This window comes from Ruegeria sp. BE1 (genome assembly GCF_056538885.1).
This window is the reverse complement of the sequence record NZ_JBQFTY010000009.1, coordinates 76,521-97,647: the sequence shown is the minus strand read 5'-3', so window position 1 is coordinate 97,647 and position 21,127 is coordinate 76,521. Positions and strand designations below refer to the sequence as shown.

The window sequence follows — 21,127 nt, the reverse complement described above, 5'->3', positions numbered from 1 at the left end:
AATGAACCGGGATCGTTGCGGCGTTGTGACAGTTTGGCTTCAGTTTTGTGACAAACGCGGCCACCGCCGGGGCAGTGGCCGCAAAGGATCAGACCGACAGACAGACGTATTTCATCTCAAGGTAATCTTCCATGCCGTGATGGCTGCCTTCGCGACCCAGACCGGATTGTTTGACGCCGCCAAAGGGCCCGACCTCGGTCGAGATGATACCGGTGTTCACACCGACAATGCCATATTCCAGCGCCTCGGCCACTTTGTAGACGCGGCTGAGGTCCTTGGCATAGAAATACGAGGCCAGACCAAAGATCGTGTCATTGGCCATGGCGATCACGTCATCTTCGTCCTCGAACTTGAACAGCGGGGCGAGCGGGCCAAAGGTTTCATCCTGCGCAACCATCATATCCTGCGTCACACCCGTCACGATGGTGGGCTGAAAGAAGGTGCCGCCCAGATCATGTGGAAGACCGCCGGTCAGAACCGCGCCGCCCTTGTCGGTGACATCTTTGATATGCTCTTCGACCTTGGTGACCGCCTCTGCGTTGATCAGCGGTCCCGTGGTTGTGCCCTCGGCCAGACCGTCGCCGATCTTTAGCGCCTCAACGGCGGCTTTCAGTTTGGCCGCGAACGCGTCATAGACACCGGCTTGCACGTAGATGCGGTTTGCGCAGACACAAGTCTGACCATTGTTACGGAACTTGCACAGCATTGCGCCTTCGACCGCGGCATCCAGATCAGCATCGTCGAACACGATGAAGGGCGCATTGCCGCCCAACTCCATCGAGCATTTCATGACCTGATCGGCAGCCTGCTTCAGCAGGATGCGGCCCACTTCGGTCGAGCCGGTGAAGGTCAGTTTGCGCACACCGGGGTTTTCGCAGAACTCCTTTCCGATCTCGCTGGCGCTGGAGGACGGCAGAACGTTGAACACGCCCGCCGGAATGCCCGCCTGTTCGGCCAGAACGCCCATGACCAGTGCAGACAGTGGCGTTTCCTTGGCAGGACGTGCAACAAAGGCGCATCCGGCAGCCAACGCTGGCGCTGCCTTGCGGGTGATCATCGCGTTAGGAAAGTTCCACGGAGTGATCGAGGCCGCCACACCGATGGGCTGCTTCATCACCATGATGCGCTTGTCGCGCTGATGGCCCGGAATCGTCTCGCCATAGACCCGTTTGGCCTCTTCACCGAAGAACTCGATGAAAGACGCACCATAGCCGATCTCGCCAATTGCTTCGGCCAGCGGTTTACCCTGTTCGGCGGTCAGGATCTTGCCAAGATCTTCGGCGTTTTCCATCATCAGATCGAACCAGCGGCGCAGGATGACTGCGCGCTCCTTGCCGGTCAGCTTGGCCCATTCCTTTTGCGCCGCCTCTGCCTGTGCAATTGCGCCCGCCACCTGCGCGCGGCTCAGGTCGGCCACTTCGGCGATGACATCCCCGCGCGCCGGGTTCGTCACGGCAAAGGTGCCATTGTCGCCATCCACCCACTGGCCGCCGATATAGGCTTGGGTCACCAGCAGGTCCGGGTTCTTGAGAATGGATTTCAGGTCGGTCGTTGCGTCCAGCATAGGTCAGCCTCCGGCAGGAATAGTGTCTCGCGCACCCAATCAGGTGGGGTCGGGAATGTCTATGTCCACTGTTCGGCGCGGATCAATCCAGATTTGATCAAAAACTCTGCCCGTTGCCCTGCGCTTCGCGCCTATCTTTTTGGGGCGGAGTTTGCCAAAGTTTGGTGAAAATTAGCAGTCCAGGGGATGTAAATCATCGTAACATTCCCTATCTTATTGGGTAATAGAACAAAAAAGGGATAGTGTTGATGTCGAACCACCAATTTGACGCCTTGATCGAAGAAACGCAGACCAAAGTGCGTGAAAGCCAGTCGCAGATTGAAAGCCTGACGTCGCGGATTGACGCGGCGCGGGCCAAGATCGGCACGGCCGAGGCGGATATCGACATCGAAAACGCCACTTTGGAGGACGTACACGCCCATACCGAGGTAATGAACGCCAATATCGCCGAACTGATCATGGGGCTGGACGATGTCACCAACGCGTTTTCCAAGGATTTCGACGAGATGCGCTCGAAAACCGGATGGGAGAGCTTTGTTGGCATCTTCGCCAAGGGCAAGTCCGAGTCGATGCGGCAAGAGCGCATGCGCACCGCCAACATTGACGACAAGCTGCAGGATCTGATCGCCAAATCCGACGTGATCGTCAAACTGCTGGAAGGTCAGCTGTCGGTGCTGGAAGAACAGCGCGTGAAGGTTGAAAGCAACCTGACCGGCACGCTGGATGATCGCGAGGCGACGGTGGCCGAACTGGAAGCGTTGCGCACTGAGATTCAGGGCATGGACCCGACCATCATTACGCTGGAAAACAAGATCAGCGTCGAACAGGACGCCGCCGCACGCACCCAGTTAGAGACTGAATTGGCCGAGTTGAACAAGCAATACAACGCCAAGGTTCAGGAAGAGCAGGTCAAGCTGGCCAAGTCCCAAACGCTGGAGCGGTATATCGAAAAGGGCAAGACCTGGGTCGATTCACTACAGAACCAGGCGGCGACGCAGATGGTACTCATCAACAAGTTGCAGACAGACACGCAACAGCGCGTGGTGCTGTATGACGCCCTGACCAAATCGTTGAAAACCGCGCAGCAGCAGGACGTGGCTCACCGTATCAACGAGATCGGCGTGCAGACGGACCAAGAGGCACAGACGGCAATGGCCGCAATCGGCACCGCGACCAACCAGAAAATGGCCGACATGCTTGAGGCGCATGAGGACCACATGGTCTTTGCCCGCGACGTGCTGGAGAAAAAGGCCAAGGCGGATGAACGCTTTGCCCGCCGGTTTGCGTCGATTGTCGAGAAGCATGATAAGAATTTGTATGGTGGGTGATGCTGTTCGAATTCAAGAACTCAAATCAGCCTACTAGAATTATTAGCCTTAAAGACCTTGAACCTAAGGCAAAGCCAAGATGGTTCAAAATCTGTTTTTGGGCAGTGTTTTCATGTTTCCCATTTTTAGTCGTGGTGTGGATAGGTAACGTCGTCAATGTGAAGCTGCTACAACTGGTTGGCGCATTGGGGTTTTTCGTTGCCTTCGCAACACCATTTGTCGTGCGTTTTGTACCGCTTTTCCTTCGCGTTCTTAGTTATTGGTGGCCCTGGCTAGGTCTAAAAACTGCTCAGCTTGATAAATGGTTGCAGAACGATTTGGATTTGAGAAAATGAGATGAATAACCCCACCCAAGACCATGTCGGGCTGACCGACACCTTCGCCTCGCGCCGCTATTTCCGCAAATTCGAGGTGATCACCGTCCACCTCCTGCGCGTGGCCGCGACGATGGAGGCGGAAGGTGCGATCAGCAAGCAAGAGGTGCGGATCGTGTCGCGTTACCTCTCGGGGCTGCTCTACACCTTCCGCGCGCTGTCCATGAAATACCTGCTGGTCGGGCGCGATACGGGTCGGTTCTTTGGCAGTCTTGCCATGGACAAGCGCGACAGCGGGTTTCCGGTGGCGGCCGAGTTGCTGACCATGGCCAATGACGCGCAGCAGGCGCAGGTGCATCTGGCGAATATGCCCTCGGCCGATGATCTGAAAACCGACATGGTGCGGACGATCATTGGCGACCGGGAAATCCCCACCAAGCTGCAATTTGCGCTGTCACAAAGGCTCTATTACGAGGAATTGCTGAAGGGAGAGCTGTTCTGGGCGCGCAACGATCCTGAGTGCCACTGGATCGGGAATGAGGGGGATCGGCGGAAGTTTCTGATCCACTGGGCGGTCTATGACAGCCAGATCAACCTGCCGGTCATCTACCTGATGCAGTTGGAGGACAGCGGTAAAACGGCCCTGCCCAAAGACCAACGCCGCTGGCCCGAGGTGCAGGCGCATCTGATGGCGCAATCCTTAGGTGGGTTGAAACTGGTGACCATCGCCAAAGGCTTCGATCAGGATTTCGACGACCTGCACCCCAAACACATGCGCCGCATTCATGTGGGGCCCATGTATTCCTCGGCCTTTACCGAGCAGTCCGGTCCTCTGCGGAAGGTGCTGGAGGACGCGCAGGCGCCCGAAGGTCAGGACTGGGCGTTGGCCTGGACCACCGAAGAGCTGGAAAGCGAAGAGGTGATCGAGGAGCGCGCTGGCTGGTTTTCCACAGTCGAGCGCGAGGTCTTTGCGCTGGACCCGTTTGGCGGGCAGGGGGCCGAGACCGGGGCTACGCGCACGCAGCGGTCGATCATTCTGCCTCAGCGTCCGTTTCAGGTATTGGCCGAGCGTAACCCGCCGGGCTTTGGTGATGTGCGCAAATTCGTGGTCAGCAAGACGGGGCAGGTGTTGCGCTATTAGTTTCGCCCCCTTTCGGACCCTGCAAGGGTCCTGCCGGGCAGCGGGACGACCGTATTTTGAACGAGAAGAAGATGCAGGGTTGAGCAGATGAGTTTGACGTCAGACCAAATGGAATTGCGCGAAGACGATATTCGTAAGCACTATCCGGCAGCGACCGCTTTGCTGAGCGGCTTTGAACACGCGCCCCGGGTTGCCAAGGCGGTTGAAGCGGCAGTCGAACGGTCGCCGGGGGTTTCCTCGGGGCGGCGATTTCGGTCAACGACGCCGGGGTTGGTAACCCGGCGCACGGTTCGGGCCGATGGGGTGCACCTGGTTGAGCGGATTGAAGCCTCGGACGAGGGCGATACGCTGGTTTCACCGTCGCAGGCGGTTGTTCAGCAAGCCATTCGCCGTGCCGCCGCCATCGCTTTGGCGGTGGCCGAAGCCTATGCAGAACAGACCCCTTTGGCCGATCTGAAGCGCGCGAACCTGTCCGGGGATTTGCCCGCCGCGCGCAAGGGCGAGTTTTCGGAATTGCTGACGGCTGAGGCTTTGGTCACGCTGCACACGTTTGGCAATGCGTTGGCCTATTTGATGTCGTCACATTTGGGCGAGGTCACGGCCGATATTGGCGAGATCGAAGAGGTTCTGACCGATAACGGCCAGTTGGCCCTGCATGGTGCGCTGTGGGAACTGGATCAGACCTTGGCCAAGCACGCCCCCGATGACACGCATCTGATCGCGGCCGCCAGCGCCTATGCCGAACAGCTGATGGACAAAGCCGCCTTGCGCGCGGGGTCCGCAGGCCATCTGGCCCCGTTCCAGAACGCCGCCTGGCATATCGAGGCCGACGATCTGACGATCCGGGGGTTTGAACCGGCCTCAAAGGCGAAATCCACCACCCTCACGATGACGTTCAAGGAACCGAATGAGGTGGTGGGCAACCATATCGCCAAATACCAAGCGATGAAGCTGGCCAAGATGCTGATGGCCTATGATTTTGATCGACGCCTGAACCCGTTTGCGGAACTCGGCGGGTTCATCTTTACCTTCATGGGCGACGGTAAACCGGGCACCGGCAAGACCACCCTGATCCAGATGATGGCCGGGCTGATCAACGATTTTTGCCAGAATGCGGGCTATCCGTTCCGATATCAGAACCTGAGCACCGACAATATCGACAGCTATCAGGGTAAATCTGGCCAGAACGCCAAGGCGTTTATCAACACGATCATCGACCCCTCGGTCATCGGCTTTGGCACCATCGACGATATCGACCAGCTGGCGGGCAAGCGCGGCGACCGGCAGTCCAGCGCGGGCCAACTGGAAATCACCGCCGTGCTGATGGAGAGCTTTGCGGGTGCCAACACTGTTGTGCGCGGCAATTGCACCTTTGGCATGTTCTCGAACTACCCCGAGAACGTGGACGACGCCCTGCGCCAGCGGGCGGGCGCGCGGTTTCTGGTGGACGGGCCGCAGACGCGCGAAGACTACATCGACATCCTGCACCTGCTGATGGGCCGCAATCACGACATCCCGCTGGGCGAACACGAGGCCTATGCCGCGCAGGAGATCAAGAAGGCCGTCGCTGCCAGTTTCGAAAGCCATTCCCGCCCGCATGAGAATGCTCTGCTACAGGTCTATGATCGGGTCTCGGGCGAGATTGGCCAAATGGACACAATCGCCAAGCTGGGCACCTACCTCAAGGCGATCCAACAGGCGGATGAGCGCTTTACGGGCCGTGCAATCAAGAACATCACCGACGCGGTCAAGGTCCGCGCGATGGACTTCGAACTGCCTGATGAGTGGATGGAGAACCCCGACCTGTTCCTGTTCCGCGACTACGACACCAAGAAGGCCATGATCGAGGACCTGCGCCAGCCGATCACGGTGGACATGGTGATGCAGGAGATCAACCGCTACGCCGACAGCGAGTTCCGCTATGCCGACAAAAGCGACGAGGTCGCCATCGACAAGGCGGTGCGTGAGATGGGCCGGATGGAAGAGGCCAAGCGGCGGTATCTGGAGGGCAAGGGGTGACCGGTGGCCTGATCCTGATCTTCGGGTCGCTGATCGGCGCGTGCTTGTATTTTGGCGCCGCGGTGGCCCGTCGCAGACCACCCTCCCGACGGGCCTTTGCCCTGTTGGCGCTGATCATCTTCGCGGTCACCTATATCTGGAGCGCCCTGTTCGAGATCTGGATGAACGGCGCGTCTGTCCTGCGCCCGGCCTCATTGCTCCACGCCTTTGGTCCCGCTGAAATGCCATCACATTTCCTTGGGATGGCGTTTTTCTGGTTCGTGCCCGCACTGATCTTGGCCGGAGGCGCGTATGCGTTTACGCGCCGTCGGTCAAAGGAGGCAACGACATGACATTGACACTCGCAATCACCGGTTTGGCCCTTGTTTTGGGTCTGATCCTGCCCCTGCGTTGGGGCGTGTTCGGCTTTTTGGCCGCCGTAGCGGTGCTGTTTCTGACCCAATTCGGCGTGAACGCAGGCAGCGGGTTCGAGGGCACCACTTGGGAAGAGTCGCTGATCCTGTTTGAGGGCAGCGTGGTGTCCTACATCGGGTTCAACCTGCAAATCACGGCGCGGGCGTTTGCCTTGCCGTTGTTGGTGTTGGCGGTTGTGGTTGTTTGGCGGTTCAGGAGGATGGGATAGAACAAGTGGCTATATCCAGGGCGGAAGGGGTGACAGCAGGGTTGAGCCTCATCTTTGCGTCTTTGAACAGCGCGTACCTGCGATGATTTTGGCCGGAGTCGCTCATGCGGTTGCGCGCCGTCGGTTAGGGAAGGCGAACACATGATATTGTTGCTAGCAATCATTGGTCTCGCAATTCTTTTGGGCCATTTCCTGCCGTTGCGTTGGGGCGTTTGGGGACTTCTTGGTGCTGTCGCCATTTTTTCATTTTCTTTAGGGATCTTAGCGACTGTTTCATTTTGCAATTGGAAAGCGCTATTGCCCGGGAATTTCGGCAAATACGGACTGTGCGCGGCGACAGATCCCCCAAGCGACGTATTTATCAGTTTTCTGATGATGGGGTGTATTTTGAGTGTAGCTACAATATCGCTTTTTGGTTTCAGGCGATGGATGTCAAAATGACAAGCGCGATAATGAAGTTAGCGAAGCATGCAGCGCAGCCGCGATGCGCGAGAGGTCAAATGCAATGATCCGCCTAATCGAAAAAGGTCTGATGTTCGGCAATCTCGTCCACATCTCCAGCCCGGCCTTAATCGAGCGGTATAACCGCGCGTTGCAGCACCTGGCGGGCAGGACCACTCAGCTTTTGGATTTCCACGTGGATATCTCGGGCTATTCCCCTGAGATCGGGCAGGAATTGGACGACTCGTTCTACCTCAACCCCAATGGGGTGAACCGGCAGTTCATCCTGCTGACGACCGAACAGAAACGCGCACCTTTGCTGAACGTCAAATTCTCGACCTCGCGCGATATTCTGCGCGAATTTATCGAGATGAACGAGGCGCAGCTGTTTGCCCTGACCGCCACAGATGCCGTGGCCGGAGAGCTGGTGAACTCGGTCTTCAAACTCACCACACCTGCCGATCTGCTGAACCTGCGCAAGATCGAGATTGAGGCCGACACGGTCGGCGGCACCCTGCGCAAGGCCGAACAACTGGCGGGCATGGTCGAACAGTTCAAAACCGCCGAGGACGCCTGGTTTGACGATGTGCTGATCGCCCGGATGATCGAGACGGCCAAAGAAACCGGCGATGTCACCCGCAACCCGGTCCACCTGCGCCACACCGCGTTTGAGCAGCGCAATTTCTGGACGGCGCATTTCGGCGGGCTCTATCTGTTTCCCGATCTGGACTATCCGGCGGCGATTTGCATGGGCGAAAAGCCCGATGACCTGCCGCTGGATCATGTGTTTGAACCAACGCAACGGCATCGGATTGCAGCCTTTCTGAACGATAATAATCTGGTGGAAACGATCATTGAGGCACGGGGCGTGAACGCGGCCGCCGTTTTGCAGCAAAAGATGGATTTTCTGACCGTTCACGCCGCAGCAGATGCCGGCGTTGATCTGGCGGGGCTGGACCGCAGCGATATGCGCCGACTGGCCCGCAACCACGCCGATCACCTGCCCGAGGCGTTTCACGGCCTTGCCCAATTGCTGCGCTGGGCCAGCGATGGCGGGCCGTGGCCGCGTATCACCTCGGACCATCCGGCCTATTTCTACACATTACGCGCGACGGATACGCCAAACCGCGATCTGGTGAATATGCTGCTGGCAGAACTGGCCCCGCTGGACCCGCGCCAGTTGTTCATCTGCCACAAAGAACTGTTCTACAGCACCTATTCCACGTGGCCGGATACCAAGAAAGCCTATGTTGCCGACTTCCTCGCGCGCGAGTATCAGGTGGACAAGGCAGGCGCCCGCGCCGCGCTGTTCGGGCATGAGCCGGATATGAGCGGTGCAGATCGGGTCAGCGATGACATCATCGCGCGCGTCGGCCCGTGGGGCGCTGTAGGGAGAGGCTGAATGTTCGTCGCAATCCGTTTTCTGATCCCGCTGCTGATCATACTGACGGTGATCTATGTCGGGTTGTCGATCTATTCCCGGCTTGTGCGCCGCCGCAAGCTGATTGCGCATTGGGAAAAGAAAGGGTTGCACGGCGATCGTGACGCATTTCTTGAGCGGGGGATGCGGCAGTATGATAACTCGTTCCGCAAGAAACTGCTTCTGGGTGTCTATGTCATTCCGCTGGGGGCAATTGCCCTGCTGATCTATATTACTAATTTCATGTGAGGGCCAAATAGATGGTCTATGTAAAATGGGTGTTCATCATTGTGTTCTGGGGTCTGGTCGCCTCGGTTCTGGAATACACGCTGCCGCAGCAGGATGTGGTCCGGATCGTCAAGACCGAGGTGCGCCGGGTCGATTTCGGTGAAAACTCGATCTTCTGGGCGCAGCAGGATACCGGGCAAGAGGGCGCGCAGACCGTGAACCGTGATGTGCGGTTTGTTGAGACCTTCCGCCCGAACGGCAAGCCGCGCGTGTACCGCAACGAAGATACCGGCTGGGGCTGGCCGCCCTATTTCAAGCTCGACAGTTCGAACCTGCAGGCAGAGCTGACCAACCTTGTCTCCACCGCAGACAATCCGCAATGGGTGGTGCTGCGCCATTATGGCTGGCGCAATCAGCTGATGTCGATCTTCCCCAACGTCGTCTCGGTACGCCCGGTGGACAGCCCCGATGTGCGGCTGATCCCGTGGTTCAATATCATCTTCCTGACCGTGTTTTTCGCAATCCTCTGGGCGATTTGGGTGCGCTGGCGCAGGTTCCGCCAGCGGCGCATCGACCCGATGCTTGAAAATGTCGAAGATGGCCTGTACGCGGCCGGAGACGCGATTGAGGATCGCAGCAACCGGTTCAGGCGCTGGCTGGACAGCTGGAAATCGAAATAGGGGCGCAGCCCGCCCCTACCTTACTATGAACTCTGCATGCAGCGCCCCGGCGGCCTTGATCGTCTTGAGGATGTCGATCATGTCGCGGGGCGACACGCCCAACGCGTTCAGGCCCGCCACGACCTCGGACAGGGTGGTGGCCTCGGGGATTTCGGCCAGTCCGGTGCCTTCCTCTTCCTCGATACCGGCGATGGTGCGCGGGACAACGACTGTTTCGCCGCGCGCAAAGGGGTTGGGTTGGACGGCGATGGGGGCCTCTTCGACCGTCAGGGTCAGATTGCCCTGTGACACTGCCACGCGCGAGATCCGCACCTCTTGCCCCATGACGATGGTGCCCGACCGCTGATCCACCACCACGCGGGCCTTGGTTTCGGGTTCGACCAGAATGTTCTCAATCCGGCCCAGCGCATGCGCCGTTGAAACCGATTGGGTCGCCGCGATGTTCAGCTCGACCGTGCCCGAGTCGCGCATGATCGCGACCGCCCGGTTGAATTCGGTGTTGATCGCAATCTCAATGCGGCTGGCGGTGGTGAAATCCGGCTCACGCAGAGCAAGGCGCATCTGCGTGAGGGTCGAGAGGTCAAAGTCAATCTCACGCTCGACCCGCGCGCCAGACGGGATCACGCCCGAGGTCGGAACGCCCTGCACGACCGAGGCGGCCTCACCCTCGACCGAGGCGCCACCGGCCAGAACGGTGCCTTGCGCCACGGCGTAAATCTGCCCGTCCGCGGCGTTCAAAGGGGTCATGATCAACGTCCCGCCCAAAAGGCTGTTGGAATCGCCAATGGCCGACACCGTTACGTCGATCTGGCCACCCACCCGCGCAAATGGCGGCAGGCTGGCCGTCACCAACACCGCAGCCACGTTCTTGGGGCGAAAATCCTCGCCATTCACGTTGACGCCCAGCCGTTCGAGGATGTTCGACATGATCTCTTCGGTGAACGGAGAATTGCGCAGCCCGTCGCCGGTGCCATTCAGCCCGACCACAAGGCCATAGCCCACCAGATCGTTGCCGCGCACCCCGTCGAAATCCACCAGGTCCTTGAGGCGGATCGCACCGGCCTGGGCGATGCCGGGCAGCAGCATCAAAAGGAAAACAAGAAGTCTCATCTGAGGAAATTCACCAATGACAGGTTTGAATTGCGAACGGTGACGGAATAGAGGCTCTCTAACTGGAACTGAACGGTCTGCAGCTGCGCCGCGGTTTGATAAGGGTCCGCAGCGACCAGTTTGTTACGGCTGTATTCCAGGCTGGTTTGGGCCGCGCTGTTGCGCGTGGCGGCTTGTTCGATCCGCGCCTCGGCCGATCCGACCTGCGCGCGCAGGTTGACCACCTCATTCTGCGTATTGGCCAGATCAACCCCCAGCTGGGTGAACAAGGCCGTGCGCTGATCGCGCGGCAGGTTGAGCCTGTCATCCGACACCAGCGCCGCCACGGCAATATCGCGCAGCGCGTCCTTGAGCGCTGGGTCTGTCGCAGTGATCGGAATACGCACGCTTTCATTCTCGGAGATTTGCATGGGCGACAAGGCCGTGCCCGAGCCCTGATAGATCACAGCATCGAACCCGGCGGGGTCGTTGAACCAATCCTCGGCCGCCTGCCGCATATCCGCGATAGTGGCAAGGCCGGTCAGCTCAACCTCCAGCGCGGCCAGCAATGTGTCGGTTGACGGCAGCGGCGAAACATCCGTGGCCGCACCGGAATACAGGCTGCGCCCGCCCGCCCGCGTGTTCAGCGCCGAGATGATCGTATCAAGCTCATTGCGGGCCTGAACGGATGCGTTCTCATGGCTGACGGCCTGGTTCGATGTCCCGAAAGACAGCATCGAGGCGGTGAATTCACTGACCGCATCGTCAATGGTCGTCAGGCTCAGCTGCATGGCATCGGTGAACAAGCCAGCCTCCGAGGTTGAGACCTGATAGGCGTCCAGTCGCGACAGGCTGCGGTCCAGATCCAAAAGGTAGGAATAGTCCCCATCCAGATGCCCCGAGACATCCTGAACCTTGCCGGTGGACATTTCGTAAGACAGGGTTTCGATCTGGGTTTTCAATTCGGTCGATCGGGCCTTCAACGTCATGCCGCGCGCCAGATCACCGATAGAAGTCAAATTCATCATCACAACCTCAGCAAAGTATCCATCAATTCATCCACGACCGAGATGACCCGGGCGTTCGCCGCATAGGCTTGTTCAATCTCAATCAGGTTCTGCAGTTCCTGATCCGTATCGACGCCGTCTTCGGCCTCGATCCGGGCCATTTCCAGCTGCGCGCTGTTGGCAAAGGTCAGGCGCTGGCTTGCCGCATGGGCGTCGGCCCCGGTTCGGGACATCAGCGCCTCGGTCAGGTCCGAGGCCCGCATGGCCCCGGTTCCAAATGGCGCCCCCGCCACAGCGCGCGCGTCGCTGAGCACCGCACCAAGCGCCTGCAACTGTGTGGCATTGCCCGGATCTCCGGGTGCTGCCGCGCCAAGACCATCCCGCAACCGCCAGCTTTCGCCCCCATTGTCGGGGTCAACAACCGTATTCAGACTGATGCGAGAGGCCAGCCCGGCCGGGGCCGTCGCGTCGAACCGGTTGCCTGCATCGGTGAACAGGCCCGCATCGGTCGGCAGTGCGGTTGGGTCCAGGCCCGGTGTTTCGAACCGTTCGATCAGATCGCGGGCGACCGAGTCCAGATTGGCCTGCACCTCAACCGCCAGCTCGTCACGGATCTGGAACTGCGCCATCAGCGCGCCGCCCCGGATTTGCGCACCGTCGCCGCTGGTGCGCACCGGGTTGCCGTTCATTTCCAAACCCGACAGCAGGCCATTGCCCACCGTCATGTGGGGTTTGGTGTCGCCGGTGGTCGTAAAGGAGAACTGCGCCGCCGTTCCCTCCAGCAGGATCAGACCGCCATCGGAATAAAGCGAGACCTGATCATTCGCACGTGGCACCGCATTCACGGGCACCAATTCGTTGACCTGATCAATCAGAACCTGCCGTTGATCCAGCAATGCCCCTACGTCCCCGCCCGTATGTTTGACCGAGGGGATTCGGGCATTCAGTTTCTCAATGTCTTTGAGGGTCTGATTCAGGCGATCCACCTGTTTTCCGATGGTACGGTCCGCGTCTGACCGCATCTGTCGGACGCCCTCCGAGGCGGAATTGATCCGATCCGCCAGATCGCGCCCTGCGCGCGCGACCTGATCCAGCCGTTCCGAGGAATCTGGCAAGCTGGCCGCCGTGATCAGGCTGCTGTCGAAATCCGCCAGCCTTGCAGCCAGCGAGGTCTGGTCATCCGCGGACCCGACGACCCGCTCAACACCGGTGTGAAACTGTGACAGGGCGGTCTGATATCCAAGCTCGGCATCGGTGGCGCGGCGGTTTGCGGTCAGGACCGGGTCGTGGTTGCGCACCACGCCAACCGTGCGCACCCCCTGACCCGAGATCACATTCGTCGTCAATTCCAGCGACCTGCGTGCAAAGCCGGGGGTCAGCGCATTGGCGATATTGTCCGAAACCACCGATGTGCCCCGGCTGGCGGCGGTCAGACCGCTGACGGCGTTGTTGAATGCGGTCGTCATATTCATCTGACAGCCCCCTTTTCCGGCTCAAAGCCCAAATCAGCGTTTGATATTGGTGGTTTCCTGCAACATCTCATCCACGGTCTGGATCACCGTCGCGCTTGAGGAATAGGCGCGCTGGGTCTGGATCAGCGAGGTCAGCTCGGTTGCGATGTCGGTGGTCGATTCCTCGCGCGCAAAGGAAACAAGATCGCCGGTCGGCCCCTCACCTGCGTTCCACAGGAAGAAGGTGCCGCTTTCGCGTGATGGCGCATAGGTCTGGCTGTCCAGTGCCGTCAGGCCGTTGGGATTGGGCACATCCGCCAGCGGAATCTGGAACATGCGACGGCTGACACCAGTGTCATAGAAGGCGTAGACATAGCCGTTTTCATCCACCTGCACGCTGGTCATTGTCCCAACGGCAGACCCGTCGCGTGTGATCGAGACCGGGGCGAATGTGTCGGACAATTGCGTGATTCCGTCCGGGTCATTAATCTCGCCAATATTGATCTCCATCGGGCCGCCCGCGACGTTGACAATGACGCTGCCGGTGGCCGGGTCATAGGCCCCGCCCGAAACGGTCGCGACGCTGGCCAATGTCCCCCCGGCAGTGCGGCTGTCGGTGAAGGTTAGCGTATATTCCCCGATCACCGCCCCGCCCGAGGCGGAATCGCGCAGGATCATCGTCCATTCATTACTGGTCCCGGTGGCGGGGACGGTTGGCACCAGTTCAATGTCGACGCTTTCGGATTTGCCGAGGTTGTCGAAATACTCAACCGACAGGGGCTGAGAATCGCCGGGAGCACCCGCATCCGTTGCTGTCGCAGGCAGGTTCATGCGCAGGTTCATCTGCGTGGTCGGCGCGCCCGACAGCTGATTGACGCTCAGCTGCACAGGCTCCAGCGCGGCCGGGGTATCGCGGGGAACCGACGGGATCGAGCCATCCGGGTTTGCGCGCCATCCTAGCAGGACGAGGCCAGATTCGGTGACCAGATACCCTTCTTCATTGGTGCGGAATGAGCCGGTCGAGGTCAGCAACATCTCATTCGAGCCGCCCGCGATTTGCGAGCTTGGGCGCACCGGCAGCATGCCCCGCCCGCGCACCGCCAGATCGGTTGAGTTGTTCGTGGTCACCAGCGACCCGCGCTGATCAATCAGACGCTGACTTGTGGTGCGGACACCGCCCGCCGAATAGCTGCCGCCCTGCCCGGACGTGACCATCGAATGAAAATCCGTCTCGACCCGTTTATAGCCGAAGGTCGAAGAGTTCGCGATGTTGTCGGAAATCGTGGCCAGCCGGTTGGCGTTGGCCTTCAATGAGGCCACACCGGCATTCAGCGAGGAGGAAATCGTCATTGGCACGCCCTTCTGTTGCGTCAATCGTTGAAGCAACAGCTAGCGCACTGCCCCTTAACAGCGCGCTAACAGGTAAAATGCGTCCTATCCTTTCGCTGTCAGGTGTCGCGCAGAAAGATGATCTCGATCCGATTGTTGCGCACTGCCATGGGGTTTTCGTCGGACAGTTCCCGGTCGGCATGGCCGGTAACACGGTCCAGCCGGGGCGTCGAAAACCCCTTATCTTCAAGCAATTGCCGCACCATCTGCGCGCGTGAGGTCGACACATCCCAGGACGGATCGCGCGCCAGAACCACCGGTGAGGCGCGGACATGACCTTCGACCGCCACATCGTTTGTTACCAGGTCCGAGGACCGTGCCACCAAAAGCGCCAGCGCCCGCATCATCGGTGTGGGCGTATCTGTGCCCGATTCGAACAGGGGTTGGTCGTCAGTATCGAACAGTTCGACCACCAGCCCTTCGTCGGTGACGCGCGTGACGATGTGTTTCAACACCTTGTCCGACACCATGCTTTCGCCGGTATGCCCCAAAAGCTGCGCCTCAAGCGTCGAGAAATCGTCTGACGCCTCTTTGCCGCCATCGGGATTGACGCCGATTGACCCGCGCGCCTGCCGAGCGATCGTGGGATGACGCTTGGCCGCGCCGGATCCGTCCATCACCATCGTGTCTTCCGAGAACATGTTGTTGCCGCCAAAGGCCCCATCGCCGCCCCCCGACACCGGATTGACCGGAATCGTCGGCGAGAAGTAATCCGCCAGCCCTTTGCGTTGCGTTTCGGTCGTTGCATTCAGCAGCCACATCAACATGAAGAACGCCATCATGGCCGTGACAAAGTCGGCATATGCGACTTTCCACGCGCCACCATGGTGGCCATCGCCACCGGACACACGTTTCTTCTTGATGATGATTGGCGCCGCATTGGTTTGCGCACCCATCTCCACCACCTTTTTCTATCACCCGACTACAGGCGTAGCCGTGCAGGTCTTAAGGTGGGCTTAACACTTAAAACTGTTCAGATTTCACCGCGGCGCCATGGGCCCGGCCCGCCGCAGAATCAGTTGCAGATGGTTGAAGCTGTTTTTGATCCCATCCGGCTCGGCCTTGCCAAAGAAGGCATCCAGTTCCTCATGCACGCGCACGGCCTGATCCAGCAGCGGGTCGGCGCCTTCGGAATACAGCCCCGCTTTGATCATCACCTCGGATTGTTCATAGCTGCCGACCAGTTTGCGGGTTTCCGCGATCATGCGGTTTTCCTCCTCGGACGCCGCGCCGGGCAGGCTGCGCGAGACCGAACGGCTGAGGTCAATGGCCGGGAATCGCCCACGCTCGGCAATGTCGCGGTTCAGCACGATATGCCCGTCCAGCACGCCGCGCAGGATGTCGGCCACAGGCTCATCCATATCCGATCCGGCCACCAGAACGCTGAACACGGCCGTGATGTCGCCCTGACCTGACGTGCCGGGTCCGGCGCGTTCGCACAGGCTGGCAATCAGCGGCGTCACGGATGGGGGGAAGCCGCGCAGCGACGGGGCCTCTCCCATGGCGACGGCGATTTCGCGATGGGCTTCGGCAAAGCGGGTCACCGAATCGGCCAGAAACAGAACATTCAGCCCCTGATCGCGCAGATATTCGGCCACCGACATCGCCGACCACGCGCAGCGCCGGCGCGCCAGTGCCGATTGATCTGACGTGGCGGCCACCACAATCGACCGCTTCATCCCCTCGGCCCCCAGCGCGTGTTCGACAAACTCATTCACCTCGCGCCCGCGTTCCCCGACCAGCGCGACAACAACGGCATCCGCCTGCATCGACTTGGCCAATGTGGCCAGCAGGGTCGATTTACCCACGCCCGATCCGGCAAACAGACCGATTCGCTGGCCCTGAACCACCGGCAGCATGGTGTTGAGCATGGCCAGCCCGGTCTCCATCCGGGTGCCCAGCGGTTTGCGGGCGACGGCGGGGGGCGGGGCCTGCATGATGTCGCGCTCCTGCGTGCCGGGCAGCAGCGGTTTGCCGTCCAGCGGTTTGCCGAACGGATCAACCACCCGCCCCAGCCAGTGCATCCCGGGCGCAAAAGCCGGGGTCTGATCCAGAATCACCCGATCCCCCAGACAGACGCCATCGGGTGCCGCCGTGGGCATCATGTGAATCAGATCCGATTCGACATGCAGCACCTCTCCGGCCAGATCCGGGCCGCTGCGTCGCCGCAAAGTCAGGTGGTCGCCGATCCGTGCCTGCCCCTCAAGCCATTGAATTTCAATGACTCCGCGCGCCACACCGGACACAAGACCCATATGGCGCACTGCGGACAGGCGGTCGAATTTGCATTTCAGAAAGCTTGGGTCGAGATCGGGCATCGTGGGTTCTCCAACGGGTTTCTGAAAACGGTTTCTAAAGGAATCGGGGTTAAGCCTTGATTGAAATTGATCGAGGGAGAAGCCCCGATGTTCTATGACCTGAACGTCTTTAAAACAGCGTACGCAATGGCAACCCATGCCGGGCAACGGCAGGCCGTCATCGCGCGCAACATGGCCAATGCGGATACGCCGGGCTACCAGCCCCGCGATCTTGAGGGCTTTCAAAAAGCATTCGAAAAATCGGGGGGTGAGGTCGCGATGACCGCCACCCGCGCTGCACATCTGAACGGTGCAAGCGCCCCGCAGACATGGGCCGAGTACGAGGCCGCGCCCTCGGGCGATCCCAATGGCAACGGCGTTTCTGTTGAGGAAGAAATGTTCAAAGCGGTTGAGGTCAAACGTCAGCATGACCGCGCGCTGACCATCTACAAATCCTCGATGAACATCCTGCGCAGCAGTTTGGGCCGGGCGTAAGGGGGCAGAGAGATGAGTGATTTTTCCCATTCCCTTGCCGCCTCGACCAGTGCCCTGCGGGCGCAATCGGCGCGGCTGCGGCATGTGTCCGAGAATATCTCGAACGCGGATACGCCGGGTTATCGCCGCAAGACCGTGCCGTTCGAAACCGTGCAGAAAGACGGGCGTGAGGTGGTGCAGACCGGGCGGGTCAAGCTGGACCGCCGCGACGGTTCGCGCATCTACGACCCCGGCCATCCTATGGCGGATGAGACCGGGCATTATCGCGGCTCGAATGTCGATCTGATGATCGAGATCGCCGACGCCCGTGAGGCGCAGCGCAGCTATGAGGCCAATCTCAAGATGTTCGACCAGACACGGCAGATGTCGTCGAGCCTTATGGAACTTCTCAGAAAATAAAGGACACCAGAATGGATATCCGATCCCTGACCGCGGCGCAGAATTACGCCGTTGCACGCCCGGCCACGCAGGCCGATCCCGATCACGCCGGAATGGCGCAAGGTCTGCGCAACACCTTTCAGGATTTCACCGCGACGTTGAAACACTCTGAGCAGATGTCGCAGGCCGCTATGACCGGGCAGGCCGATCCGCATGCGCTGGTACAGGCGCTGGCTCAGACCGAACTGGCCGTGGAAACCGCCGTGATCGTCCGCAACAAGGTGGTTGAGGCGTATCAGGAAATTCTGCGGATGCCGGTCTGACCTGATGCTGAGCGAAGGTCTCTTCTATGACATCGTGCGTCAGGCGCTTTGGGTCGCGGTCATCACCTCGGTCCCGATCCTGGCGGTGGCGCTGGTCTCGGGCCTGGTCGTGGGCCTGTTCCAGGCGCTGACCTCGGTGCAGGAAATGACGCTGACCTTCGTGCCCAAACTGATCGCCATCGTCATCGTGTTCTGGATTTCCATGGGCTTCATGACCCAGACGCTGGTGACCTTTTTCACCACAACCCTCATCCCGCTGATCGCCGGAGGTCGCTGATGGATACCGCCTATACCACCTTGTCCCGCCAGTCGGGGCTGATGAATGAAATGCGGTTGGTGGCGAACAATATCGCCAATGCCAACACCACCGGCTACCGCGCGCAGGGGCTGGTGTTTTCCGAGTTCGTCCGCGACATGCCGGGCAATCCGTCCCTGTCGATGGCGCGGGCCGAGGTGCGCAATACATCGCTGCAACAGGGTCTGCTGACCGAGACCGGAGGGGATTTCGATTTCGCCATCGAAGGCGACGGTTTCTTTATGGTCGAAACACCCGGCGGCAATCGGCTGACCCGGGCGGGGGCGTTTTCCCCCAGTGCCGAGGGCGATCTGGTGACCATGGACGGCCACCGGGTGCTGGACGTCAACGGTGCGCCCGTATTCATCCCGCCGGACGCGTCCTCAATCGACGTGGGCAGCGATGGCACGCTCAGCATTGAGGGGCAGCTTTTGGGGCAGATCGGGATCTACCGGGTCGAAGACCCCAAGACACTGGTGCGTGAGGGCAGCACCCAGTTCCGCGCCGAGGCGCAGATCGACCCGGTGGACAATCCGGTGGTTTTGCACCGGTTCCTCGAAGGCTCGAACGTGAACGCGGTGCATCAGGTCACCCGGCTGGTCGAGATTCAGCGAGCCTATGAGCTGGGCCAGAGCTTTCTGGAAACCGAAGACGAACGTGTACGCGGGGCGCTGAAGGCGCTGATGCGGTGACTTTAGAACGGAGGATTTGAACATGCGGGCATTGAAAATCGCAGCAACGGGCATGACGGCGCAGCAGATGCGGGTTGAGACGATCTCGAACAACCTCGCCAACACCAATACCACCGGCTACAACGCACGCCGGGCCGAGTTTGCGGATCTGCATTATCAACAGATGGCGCGCGCAGGCACGGTGAATGCCAATGACGGAACGGTTCTGCCGACAGGTATCCAACTGGGTCTGGGTGTGCGCCCCGCAGCTGTGACCGTGCAGCTGGCGCAAGGTGCCATTTCGGCCACCGGCAACGATCTGGACGTGGCCATCGAAGGGCGCGGCTATCTTGAGGTGACACTGCCCAACGGCCAGTCGGGCTTTACCCGCGACGGCAGCCTGAAACGTTCGGCCGAGGGGCTGATCGTAACGTCCGACGGATACGCCGTCACGCCCGAGATCACAATTCCCGACGATGCGCGCTCGATCTCGATCAACAGCGCGGGTGAGGTTTATGCCTATTTCGATGACACCGCCGACGGCCAGCTGCTGGGGGAACTGACGCTGGCCAGTTTCTCGAACGCCAAGGGGCTTGAGGCGATCGGCAGCAACCTGTTCAAGGAAACCGAAGCCTCGGGCGCGCCGGTTGTGGGAACCCCGGGCGAGGACGGGCTGGGCACCCTGCGGCAGGGTTATCTTGAGGACAGCTCGGTCGACGCGGTGCGCGAAGTAACCGAACTGATCGAGGCGCAGCGCGGATATGAGATGAACGCCAAGGTCATTTCCGCTGTCGATCAGATGATGGGCGCAACGACGCAGGTGCGGTGATGCGGTTTCTGATCCTATTGCTGATCCTGCCGATCTCAGCCCTGGCTGACATCGTGGTGCCAACCCGCACTATTCGCGCCAAGGAAATCATCTCGGCCACCGATCTGGAATTCAAGGCGCAGAACGTGCCCGGCGCGGTGACCAACCCCGAGTTTCTGATCGGGAAAGAGGCCCGTGTTGCCCTTTATCCCGGCCGCCCGATCCGCCAACAGGATGTCGGCGCGCCGGCCCTGGTGGATCGCAATGACCTGGTGGTGCTGATCTTTGACCGCAAACCGCTGTCGATCACCGCCGAAGGCCGTGCGCTGGGGCGCGGGGCTGCCGGGGACCGCATCCGGGTCATGAACCTGTCTTCCCGCACCACCGTAACCGGCCTGATCCGGCCCGACGGACAAATCGAGGTAAAATGATGTCAGGACTTACGAAATCACTGCTGTTCGCCGTTCTTGCCGTATCGGCCTGCGGGCGGGCGGATCATCTGGGCAAGCCGCCAAGCTTTACCCCCAATGAGGATTCGCCCGAGCACGTCGCCATGCTGTGGCCGGGCCTACCCCTGCACACGCAACCGCAGCGCACGGTCGACCGATCCTCGTTATGGAGCGGGGGGCAGAGCTCATTGCTGGGGGATCAGCGGGCGATCAAGAAGGGTGACATCCTGACGGTCGTGATCGAGCTGGATGAAAAGGCTGAATTTTCGAACGATACGGAACGCTCGCGTTCGGCATCGGAAAGTCTGGGAATTGTAGGCCTGTTCGGACTGCCGCAGAGGGCGGCAGAGCATTTGCCTGATGGTGCATCCCTGGCCGAAGCGGTCGAGATCGAATCCTCGTCGGAAAGCACCGGTGACGGTTCGGTCAAACGCAAGGAAAAGCTGACATTGCGCGTCGCTGCGACCGTGGTTGACGTGCTGCCAAACGGGGTTCTGTCGATCTCGGGTTCGCAGGAATTGCGGGTGAATTTCGAACTACGTGAATTGCTGGTCCAGGGCTATGTGCGCCCGCAGGATATCTCGCGCAGGAATGAGATCACCTATGACAAGATCGCATCGGCCCGCGTGTCCTATGGCGGGCGCGGGCAGATCACGGATGTGCAGCAGCCCCGATATGGCCAGCAGATTCTTGATGCTGTTCTGCCCTATTAAGAGGT

General features: G+C 60.1%; 25 protein-coding genes. 18 read left to right on the top strand and 7 right to left on the bottom strand.

Annotated elements, in window-relative coordinates:
• Positions 1-88: 88 nt before the first annotated feature.
• Positions 89-1,564 carry an NAD-dependent succinate-semialdehyde dehydrogenase gene (locus ACR0J5_RS20070; RefSeq protein WP_480656579.1) on the bottom strand — a complete coding sequence of 492 codons (1,476 nt, stop codon included), beginning with the start codon at positions 1,562-1,564 and terminating at the stop codon, positions 89-91.
• Between the two features lie 248 nt (positions 1,565-1,812).
• On the opposite strand from ACR0J5_RS20070, the gene ACR0J5_RS20065 reads away from it, so the two are divergent.
• From ACR0J5_RS20065 to ACR0J5_RS20020, 10 genes are all read left to right on the top strand, one after another.
• Complete coding sequence (locus ACR0J5_RS20065; protein ID WP_480656577.1) at positions 1,813-2,892, top strand: hypothetical protein; 1,080 nt, start codon at positions 1,813-1,815, stop codon at positions 2,890-2,892.
• Positions 2,892-3,227: a hypothetical protein gene (locus ACR0J5_RS20060; protein ID WP_480656575.1), complete on the top strand. Its 336-nt coding sequence runs from the start codon at positions 2,892-2,894 to the stop codon at positions 3,225-3,227. Before ACR0J5_RS20065 ends, ACR0J5_RS20060 begins: the two co-directional genes overlap by 1 nt.
• 1 nt (position 3,228) lies before the next feature.
• Complete coding sequence (locus ACR0J5_RS20055; RefSeq protein ID WP_480656573.1) at positions 3,229-4,347, top strand: hypothetical protein; 1,119 nt, start codon at positions 3,229-3,231, stop codon at positions 4,345-4,347.
• 87 nt (positions 4,348-4,434) lie between these two features.
• On the top strand, positions 4,435-6,366 hold the full coding sequence (locus ACR0J5_RS20050; protein ID WP_480656571.1) for an AAA family ATPase: 1,932 nt from the start codon (positions 4,435-4,437) through the stop codon (positions 6,364-6,366).
• The gene (locus ACR0J5_RS20045) at positions 6,363-6,698 is read left to right on the top strand and encodes a hypothetical protein (RefSeq protein WP_480656569.1); all 336 of its coding nucleotides are present in this window, start codon (positions 6,363-6,365) and stop codon (positions 6,696-6,698) included. Before ACR0J5_RS20050 ends, ACR0J5_RS20045 begins: the two co-directional genes overlap by 4 nt.
• Positions 6,695-6,988: a hypothetical protein gene (locus tag ACR0J5_RS20040; protein ID WP_480656567.1), complete on the top strand. Its 294-nt coding sequence runs from the start codon at positions 6,695-6,697 to the stop codon at positions 6,986-6,988. Before ACR0J5_RS20045 ends, ACR0J5_RS20040 begins: the two co-directional genes overlap by 4 nt.
• Before the next feature lie 141 nt (positions 6,989-7,129).
• Complete coding sequence (locus ACR0J5_RS20035; protein ID WP_480656566.1) at positions 7,130-7,429, top strand: hypothetical protein; 300 nt, start codon at positions 7,130-7,132, stop codon at positions 7,427-7,429.
• A gap of 64 nt (positions 7,430-7,493) precedes the next feature.
• Positions 7,494-8,831 (top strand): DUF6638 family protein, encoded by a 1,338-nt coding sequence (locus tag ACR0J5_RS20030; protein WP_480656564.1) that lies wholly within the window; start codon positions 7,494-7,496, stop codon positions 8,829-8,831.
• On the top strand, positions 8,832-9,098 hold the full coding sequence (locus tag ACR0J5_RS20025; protein WP_480656562.1) for a hypothetical protein: 267 nt from the start codon (positions 8,832-8,834) through the stop codon (positions 9,096-9,098). It abuts the gene before it with no gap.
• 11 nt (positions 9,099-9,109) lie between these two features.
• Positions 9,110-9,757: a DUF1523 family protein gene (locus tag ACR0J5_RS20020; RefSeq protein ID WP_480656561.1), complete on the top strand. Its 648-nt coding sequence runs from the start codon at positions 9,110-9,112 to the stop codon at positions 9,755-9,757.
• 15 nt (positions 9,758-9,772) lie between these two features.
• On the opposite strand, the gene ACR0J5_RS20015 is transcribed toward ACR0J5_RS20020, so the two are convergent.
• The 6 genes from ACR0J5_RS20015 to ACR0J5_RS19990 all read right to left on the bottom strand — a co-directional run bounded on the left by ACR0J5_RS20015 (position 9,773) and on the right by ACR0J5_RS19990 (position 17,011).
• Positions 9,773-10,867, bottom strand: a complete 1,095-nt coding sequence (locus tag ACR0J5_RS20015; RefSeq protein WP_480656559.1) for a flagellar basal body P-ring protein FlgI — start codon at positions 10,865-10,867, stop codon at positions 9,773-9,775.
• Positions 10,864-11,871, bottom strand: a complete 1,008-nt coding sequence (locus ACR0J5_RS20010) for a flagellin (RefSeq protein ID WP_480656557.1) — start codon at positions 11,869-11,871, stop codon at positions 10,864-10,866. Before ACR0J5_RS20010 ends, ACR0J5_RS20015 begins: the two co-directional genes overlap by 4 nt.
• 2 nt (positions 11,872-11,873) lie before the next feature.
• Positions 11,874-13,325: a flagellar hook-associated protein FlgK gene (gene flgK / locus ACR0J5_RS20005; RefSeq protein ID WP_480656556.1), complete on the bottom strand. Its 1,452-nt coding sequence runs from the start codon at positions 13,323-13,325 to the stop codon at positions 11,874-11,876.
• Between the two features lie 33 nt (positions 13,326-13,358).
• The gene (locus ACR0J5_RS20000; RefSeq protein ID WP_480656554.1) at positions 13,359-14,654 is read right to left on the bottom strand and encodes a flagellar hook protein FlgE; all 1,296 of its coding nucleotides are present in this window, start codon (positions 14,652-14,654) and stop codon (positions 13,359-13,361) included.
• Positions 14,655-14,752: 98 nt separating this feature from the next.
• Positions 14,753-15,589, bottom strand: coding sequence for a flagellar motor protein MotB (locus tag ACR0J5_RS19995; RefSeq protein WP_480656552.1), 837 nt, complete (start codon positions 15,587-15,589; stop codon positions 14,753-14,755).
• Between the two features lie 84 nt (positions 15,590-15,673).
• Complete coding sequence (locus ACR0J5_RS19990; RefSeq protein WP_480656550.1) at positions 15,674-17,011, bottom strand: FliI/YscN family ATPase; 1,338 nt, start codon at positions 17,009-17,011, stop codon at positions 15,674-15,676.
• Between the two features lie 87 nt (positions 17,012-17,098).
• On the opposite strand from ACR0J5_RS19990, the gene ACR0J5_RS19985 reads away from it, so the two are divergent.
• The 8 genes from ACR0J5_RS19985 to flgH are packed head-to-tail and all read left to right on the top strand — an operon-like array spanning position 17,099 to position 21,122.
• The gene (locus ACR0J5_RS19985; RefSeq protein ID WP_480656676.1) at positions 17,099-17,485 is read left to right on the top strand and encodes a FlgB family protein; all 387 of its coding nucleotides are present in this window, start codon (positions 17,099-17,101) and stop codon (positions 17,483-17,485) included.
• A gap of 12 nt (positions 17,486-17,497) precedes the next feature.
• On the top strand, positions 17,498-17,884 hold the full coding sequence (gene flgC, locus ACR0J5_RS19980) for a flagellar basal body rod protein FlgC (protein ID WP_480656548.1): 387 nt from the start codon (positions 17,498-17,500) through the stop codon (positions 17,882-17,884).
• An 11-nt stretch (positions 17,885-17,895) separates the two neighbouring features.
• Positions 17,896-18,186, top strand: coding sequence for a flagellar hook-basal body complex protein FliE (gene fliE / locus ACR0J5_RS19975; RefSeq protein ID WP_366553739.1), 291 nt, complete (start codon positions 17,896-17,898; stop codon positions 18,184-18,186).
• A gap of 4 nt (positions 18,187-18,190) precedes the next feature.
• A complete protein-coding gene (locus ACR0J5_RS19970) occupies positions 18,191-18,463 on the top strand; it encodes a flagellar biosynthetic protein FliQ (protein WP_480656546.1) in 273 nt (90 codons plus the stop codon).
• The gene (locus ACR0J5_RS19965) at positions 18,463-19,173 is read left to right on the top strand and encodes a flagellar hook-basal body complex protein (protein ID WP_480656544.1); all 711 of its coding nucleotides are present in this window, start codon (positions 18,463-18,465) and stop codon (positions 19,171-19,173) included. The genes ACR0J5_RS19970 and ACR0J5_RS19965 overlap by 1 nt, the downstream gene beginning before the upstream one ends.
• Before the next feature lie 22 nt (positions 19,174-19,195).
• The gene (gene flgG / locus ACR0J5_RS19960; RefSeq protein WP_480656542.1) at positions 19,196-19,981 is read left to right on the top strand and encodes a flagellar basal-body rod protein FlgG; all 786 of its coding nucleotides are present in this window, start codon (positions 19,196-19,198) and stop codon (positions 19,979-19,981) included.
• Entirely contained in the window at positions 19,981-20,391 is a 411-nt protein-coding gene (gene flgA, locus ACR0J5_RS19955; RefSeq protein ID WP_480656540.1) for a flagellar basal body P-ring formation chaperone FlgA, read from the top strand. The genes flgG and flgA overlap by 1 nt, the downstream gene beginning before the upstream one ends.
• Positions 20,391-21,122 carry a flagellar basal body L-ring protein FlgH gene (gene flgH / locus ACR0J5_RS19950; protein ID WP_480656538.1) on the top strand — a complete coding sequence of 244 codons (732 nt, stop codon included), beginning with the start codon at positions 20,391-20,393 and terminating at the stop codon, positions 21,120-21,122. The genes flgA and flgH overlap by 1 nt, the downstream gene beginning before the upstream one ends.
• The last annotated feature ends 5 nt before the right edge of the window (positions 21,123-21,127 follow it).

Excerpts from the sequence above, each read along its gene's own strand:
- flgK (WP_480656556.1), bottom strand. The coding sequence starts at position 13,325 with ATGAATATGACGACCGCATTCAACAACGCCGTCAGCGGTCTGACCGCC.
- flgC (WP_480656548.1), top strand. The coding sequence starts at position 17,498 with ATGAGTGATTTTTCCCATTCCCTTGCCGCCTCGACCAGTGCCCTGCGG.
- ACR0J5_RS19990 (WP_480656550.1), bottom strand. The coding sequence starts at position 17,011 with ATGCCCGATCTCGACCCAAGCTTTCTGAAATGCAAATTCGACCGCCTG.
- ACR0J5_RS20025 (WP_480656562.1), top strand. The coding sequence starts at position 8,832 with ATGTTCGTCGCAATCCGTTTTCTGATCCCGCTGCTGATCATACTGACG.
- ACR0J5_RS20065 (WP_480656577.1), top strand. The coding sequence starts at position 1,813 with ATGTCGAACCACCAATTTGACGCCTTGATCGAAGAAACGCAGACCAAA.
- ACR0J5_RS20030 (WP_480656564.1), top strand. The coding sequence starts at position 7,494 with ATGATCCGCCTAATCGAAAAAGGTCTGATGTTCGGCAATCTCGTCCAC.
- ACR0J5_RS20060 (WP_480656575.1), top strand. The coding sequence starts at position 2,892 with ATGCTGTTCGAATTCAAGAACTCAAATCAGCCTACTAGAATTATTAGC.
- ACR0J5_RS20050 (WP_480656571.1), top strand. The coding sequence starts at position 4,435 with ATGAGTTTGACGTCAGACCAAATGGAATTGCGCGAAGACGATATTCGT.
- ACR0J5_RS20070 (WP_480656579.1), bottom strand. The coding sequence starts at position 1,564 with ATGCTGGACGCAACGACCGACCTGAAATCCATTCTCAAGAACCCGGAC.
- ACR0J5_RS19985 (WP_480656676.1), top strand. The coding sequence starts at position 17,099 with ATGTTCTATGACCTGAACGTCTTTAAAACAGCGTACGCAATGGCAACC.
- ACR0J5_RS19970 (WP_480656546.1), top strand. The coding sequence starts at position 18,191 with ATGCTGAGCGAAGGTCTCTTCTATGACATCGTGCGTCAGGCGCTTTGG.
- ACR0J5_RS20055 (WP_480656573.1), top strand. The coding sequence starts at position 3,229 with ATGAATAACCCCACCCAAGACCATGTCGGGCTGACCGACACCTTCGCC.
- ACR0J5_RS20000 (WP_480656554.1), bottom strand. The coding sequence starts at position 14,654 with ATGACGATTTCCTCCTCGCTGAATGCCGGTGTGGCCTCATTGAAGGCC.
- ACR0J5_RS20040 (WP_480656567.1), top strand. The coding sequence starts at position 6,695 with ATGACATTGACACTCGCAATCACCGGTTTGGCCCTTGTTTTGGGTCTG.
- flgG (WP_480656542.1), top strand. The coding sequence starts at position 19,196 with ATGCGGGCATTGAAAATCGCAGCAACGGGCATGACGGCGCAGCAGATG.
- ACR0J5_RS20015 (WP_480656559.1), bottom strand. The coding sequence starts at position 10,867 with ATGAGACTTCTTGTTTTCCTTTTGATGCTGCTGCCCGGCATCGCCCAG.
- ACR0J5_RS20020 (WP_480656561.1), top strand. The coding sequence starts at position 9,110 with ATGGTCTATGTAAAATGGGTGTTCATCATTGTGTTCTGGGGTCTGGTC.
- ACR0J5_RS20035 (WP_480656566.1), top strand. The coding sequence starts at position 7,130 with ATGATATTGTTGCTAGCAATCATTGGTCTCGCAATTCTTTTGGGCCAT.
- flgH (WP_480656538.1), top strand. The coding sequence starts at position 20,391 with ATGTCAGGACTTACGAAATCACTGCTGTTCGCCGTTCTTGCCGTATCG.
- fliE (WP_366553739.1), top strand. The coding sequence starts at position 17,896 with ATGGATATCCGATCCCTGACCGCGGCGCAGAATTACGCCGTTGCACGC.
- ACR0J5_RS19995 (WP_480656552.1), bottom strand. The coding sequence starts at position 15,589 with ATGGGTGCGCAAACCAATGCGGCGCCAATCATCATCAAGAAGAAACGT.
- ACR0J5_RS19965 (WP_480656544.1), top strand. The coding sequence starts at position 18,463 with ATGGATACCGCCTATACCACCTTGTCCCGCCAGTCGGGGCTGATGAAT.
- flgA (WP_480656540.1), top strand. The coding sequence starts at position 19,981 with ATGCGGTTTCTGATCCTATTGCTGATCCTGCCGATCTCAGCCCTGGCT.
- ACR0J5_RS20010 (WP_480656557.1), bottom strand. The coding sequence starts at position 11,871 with ATGAATTTGACTTCTATCGGTGATCTGGCGCGCGGCATGACGTTGAAG.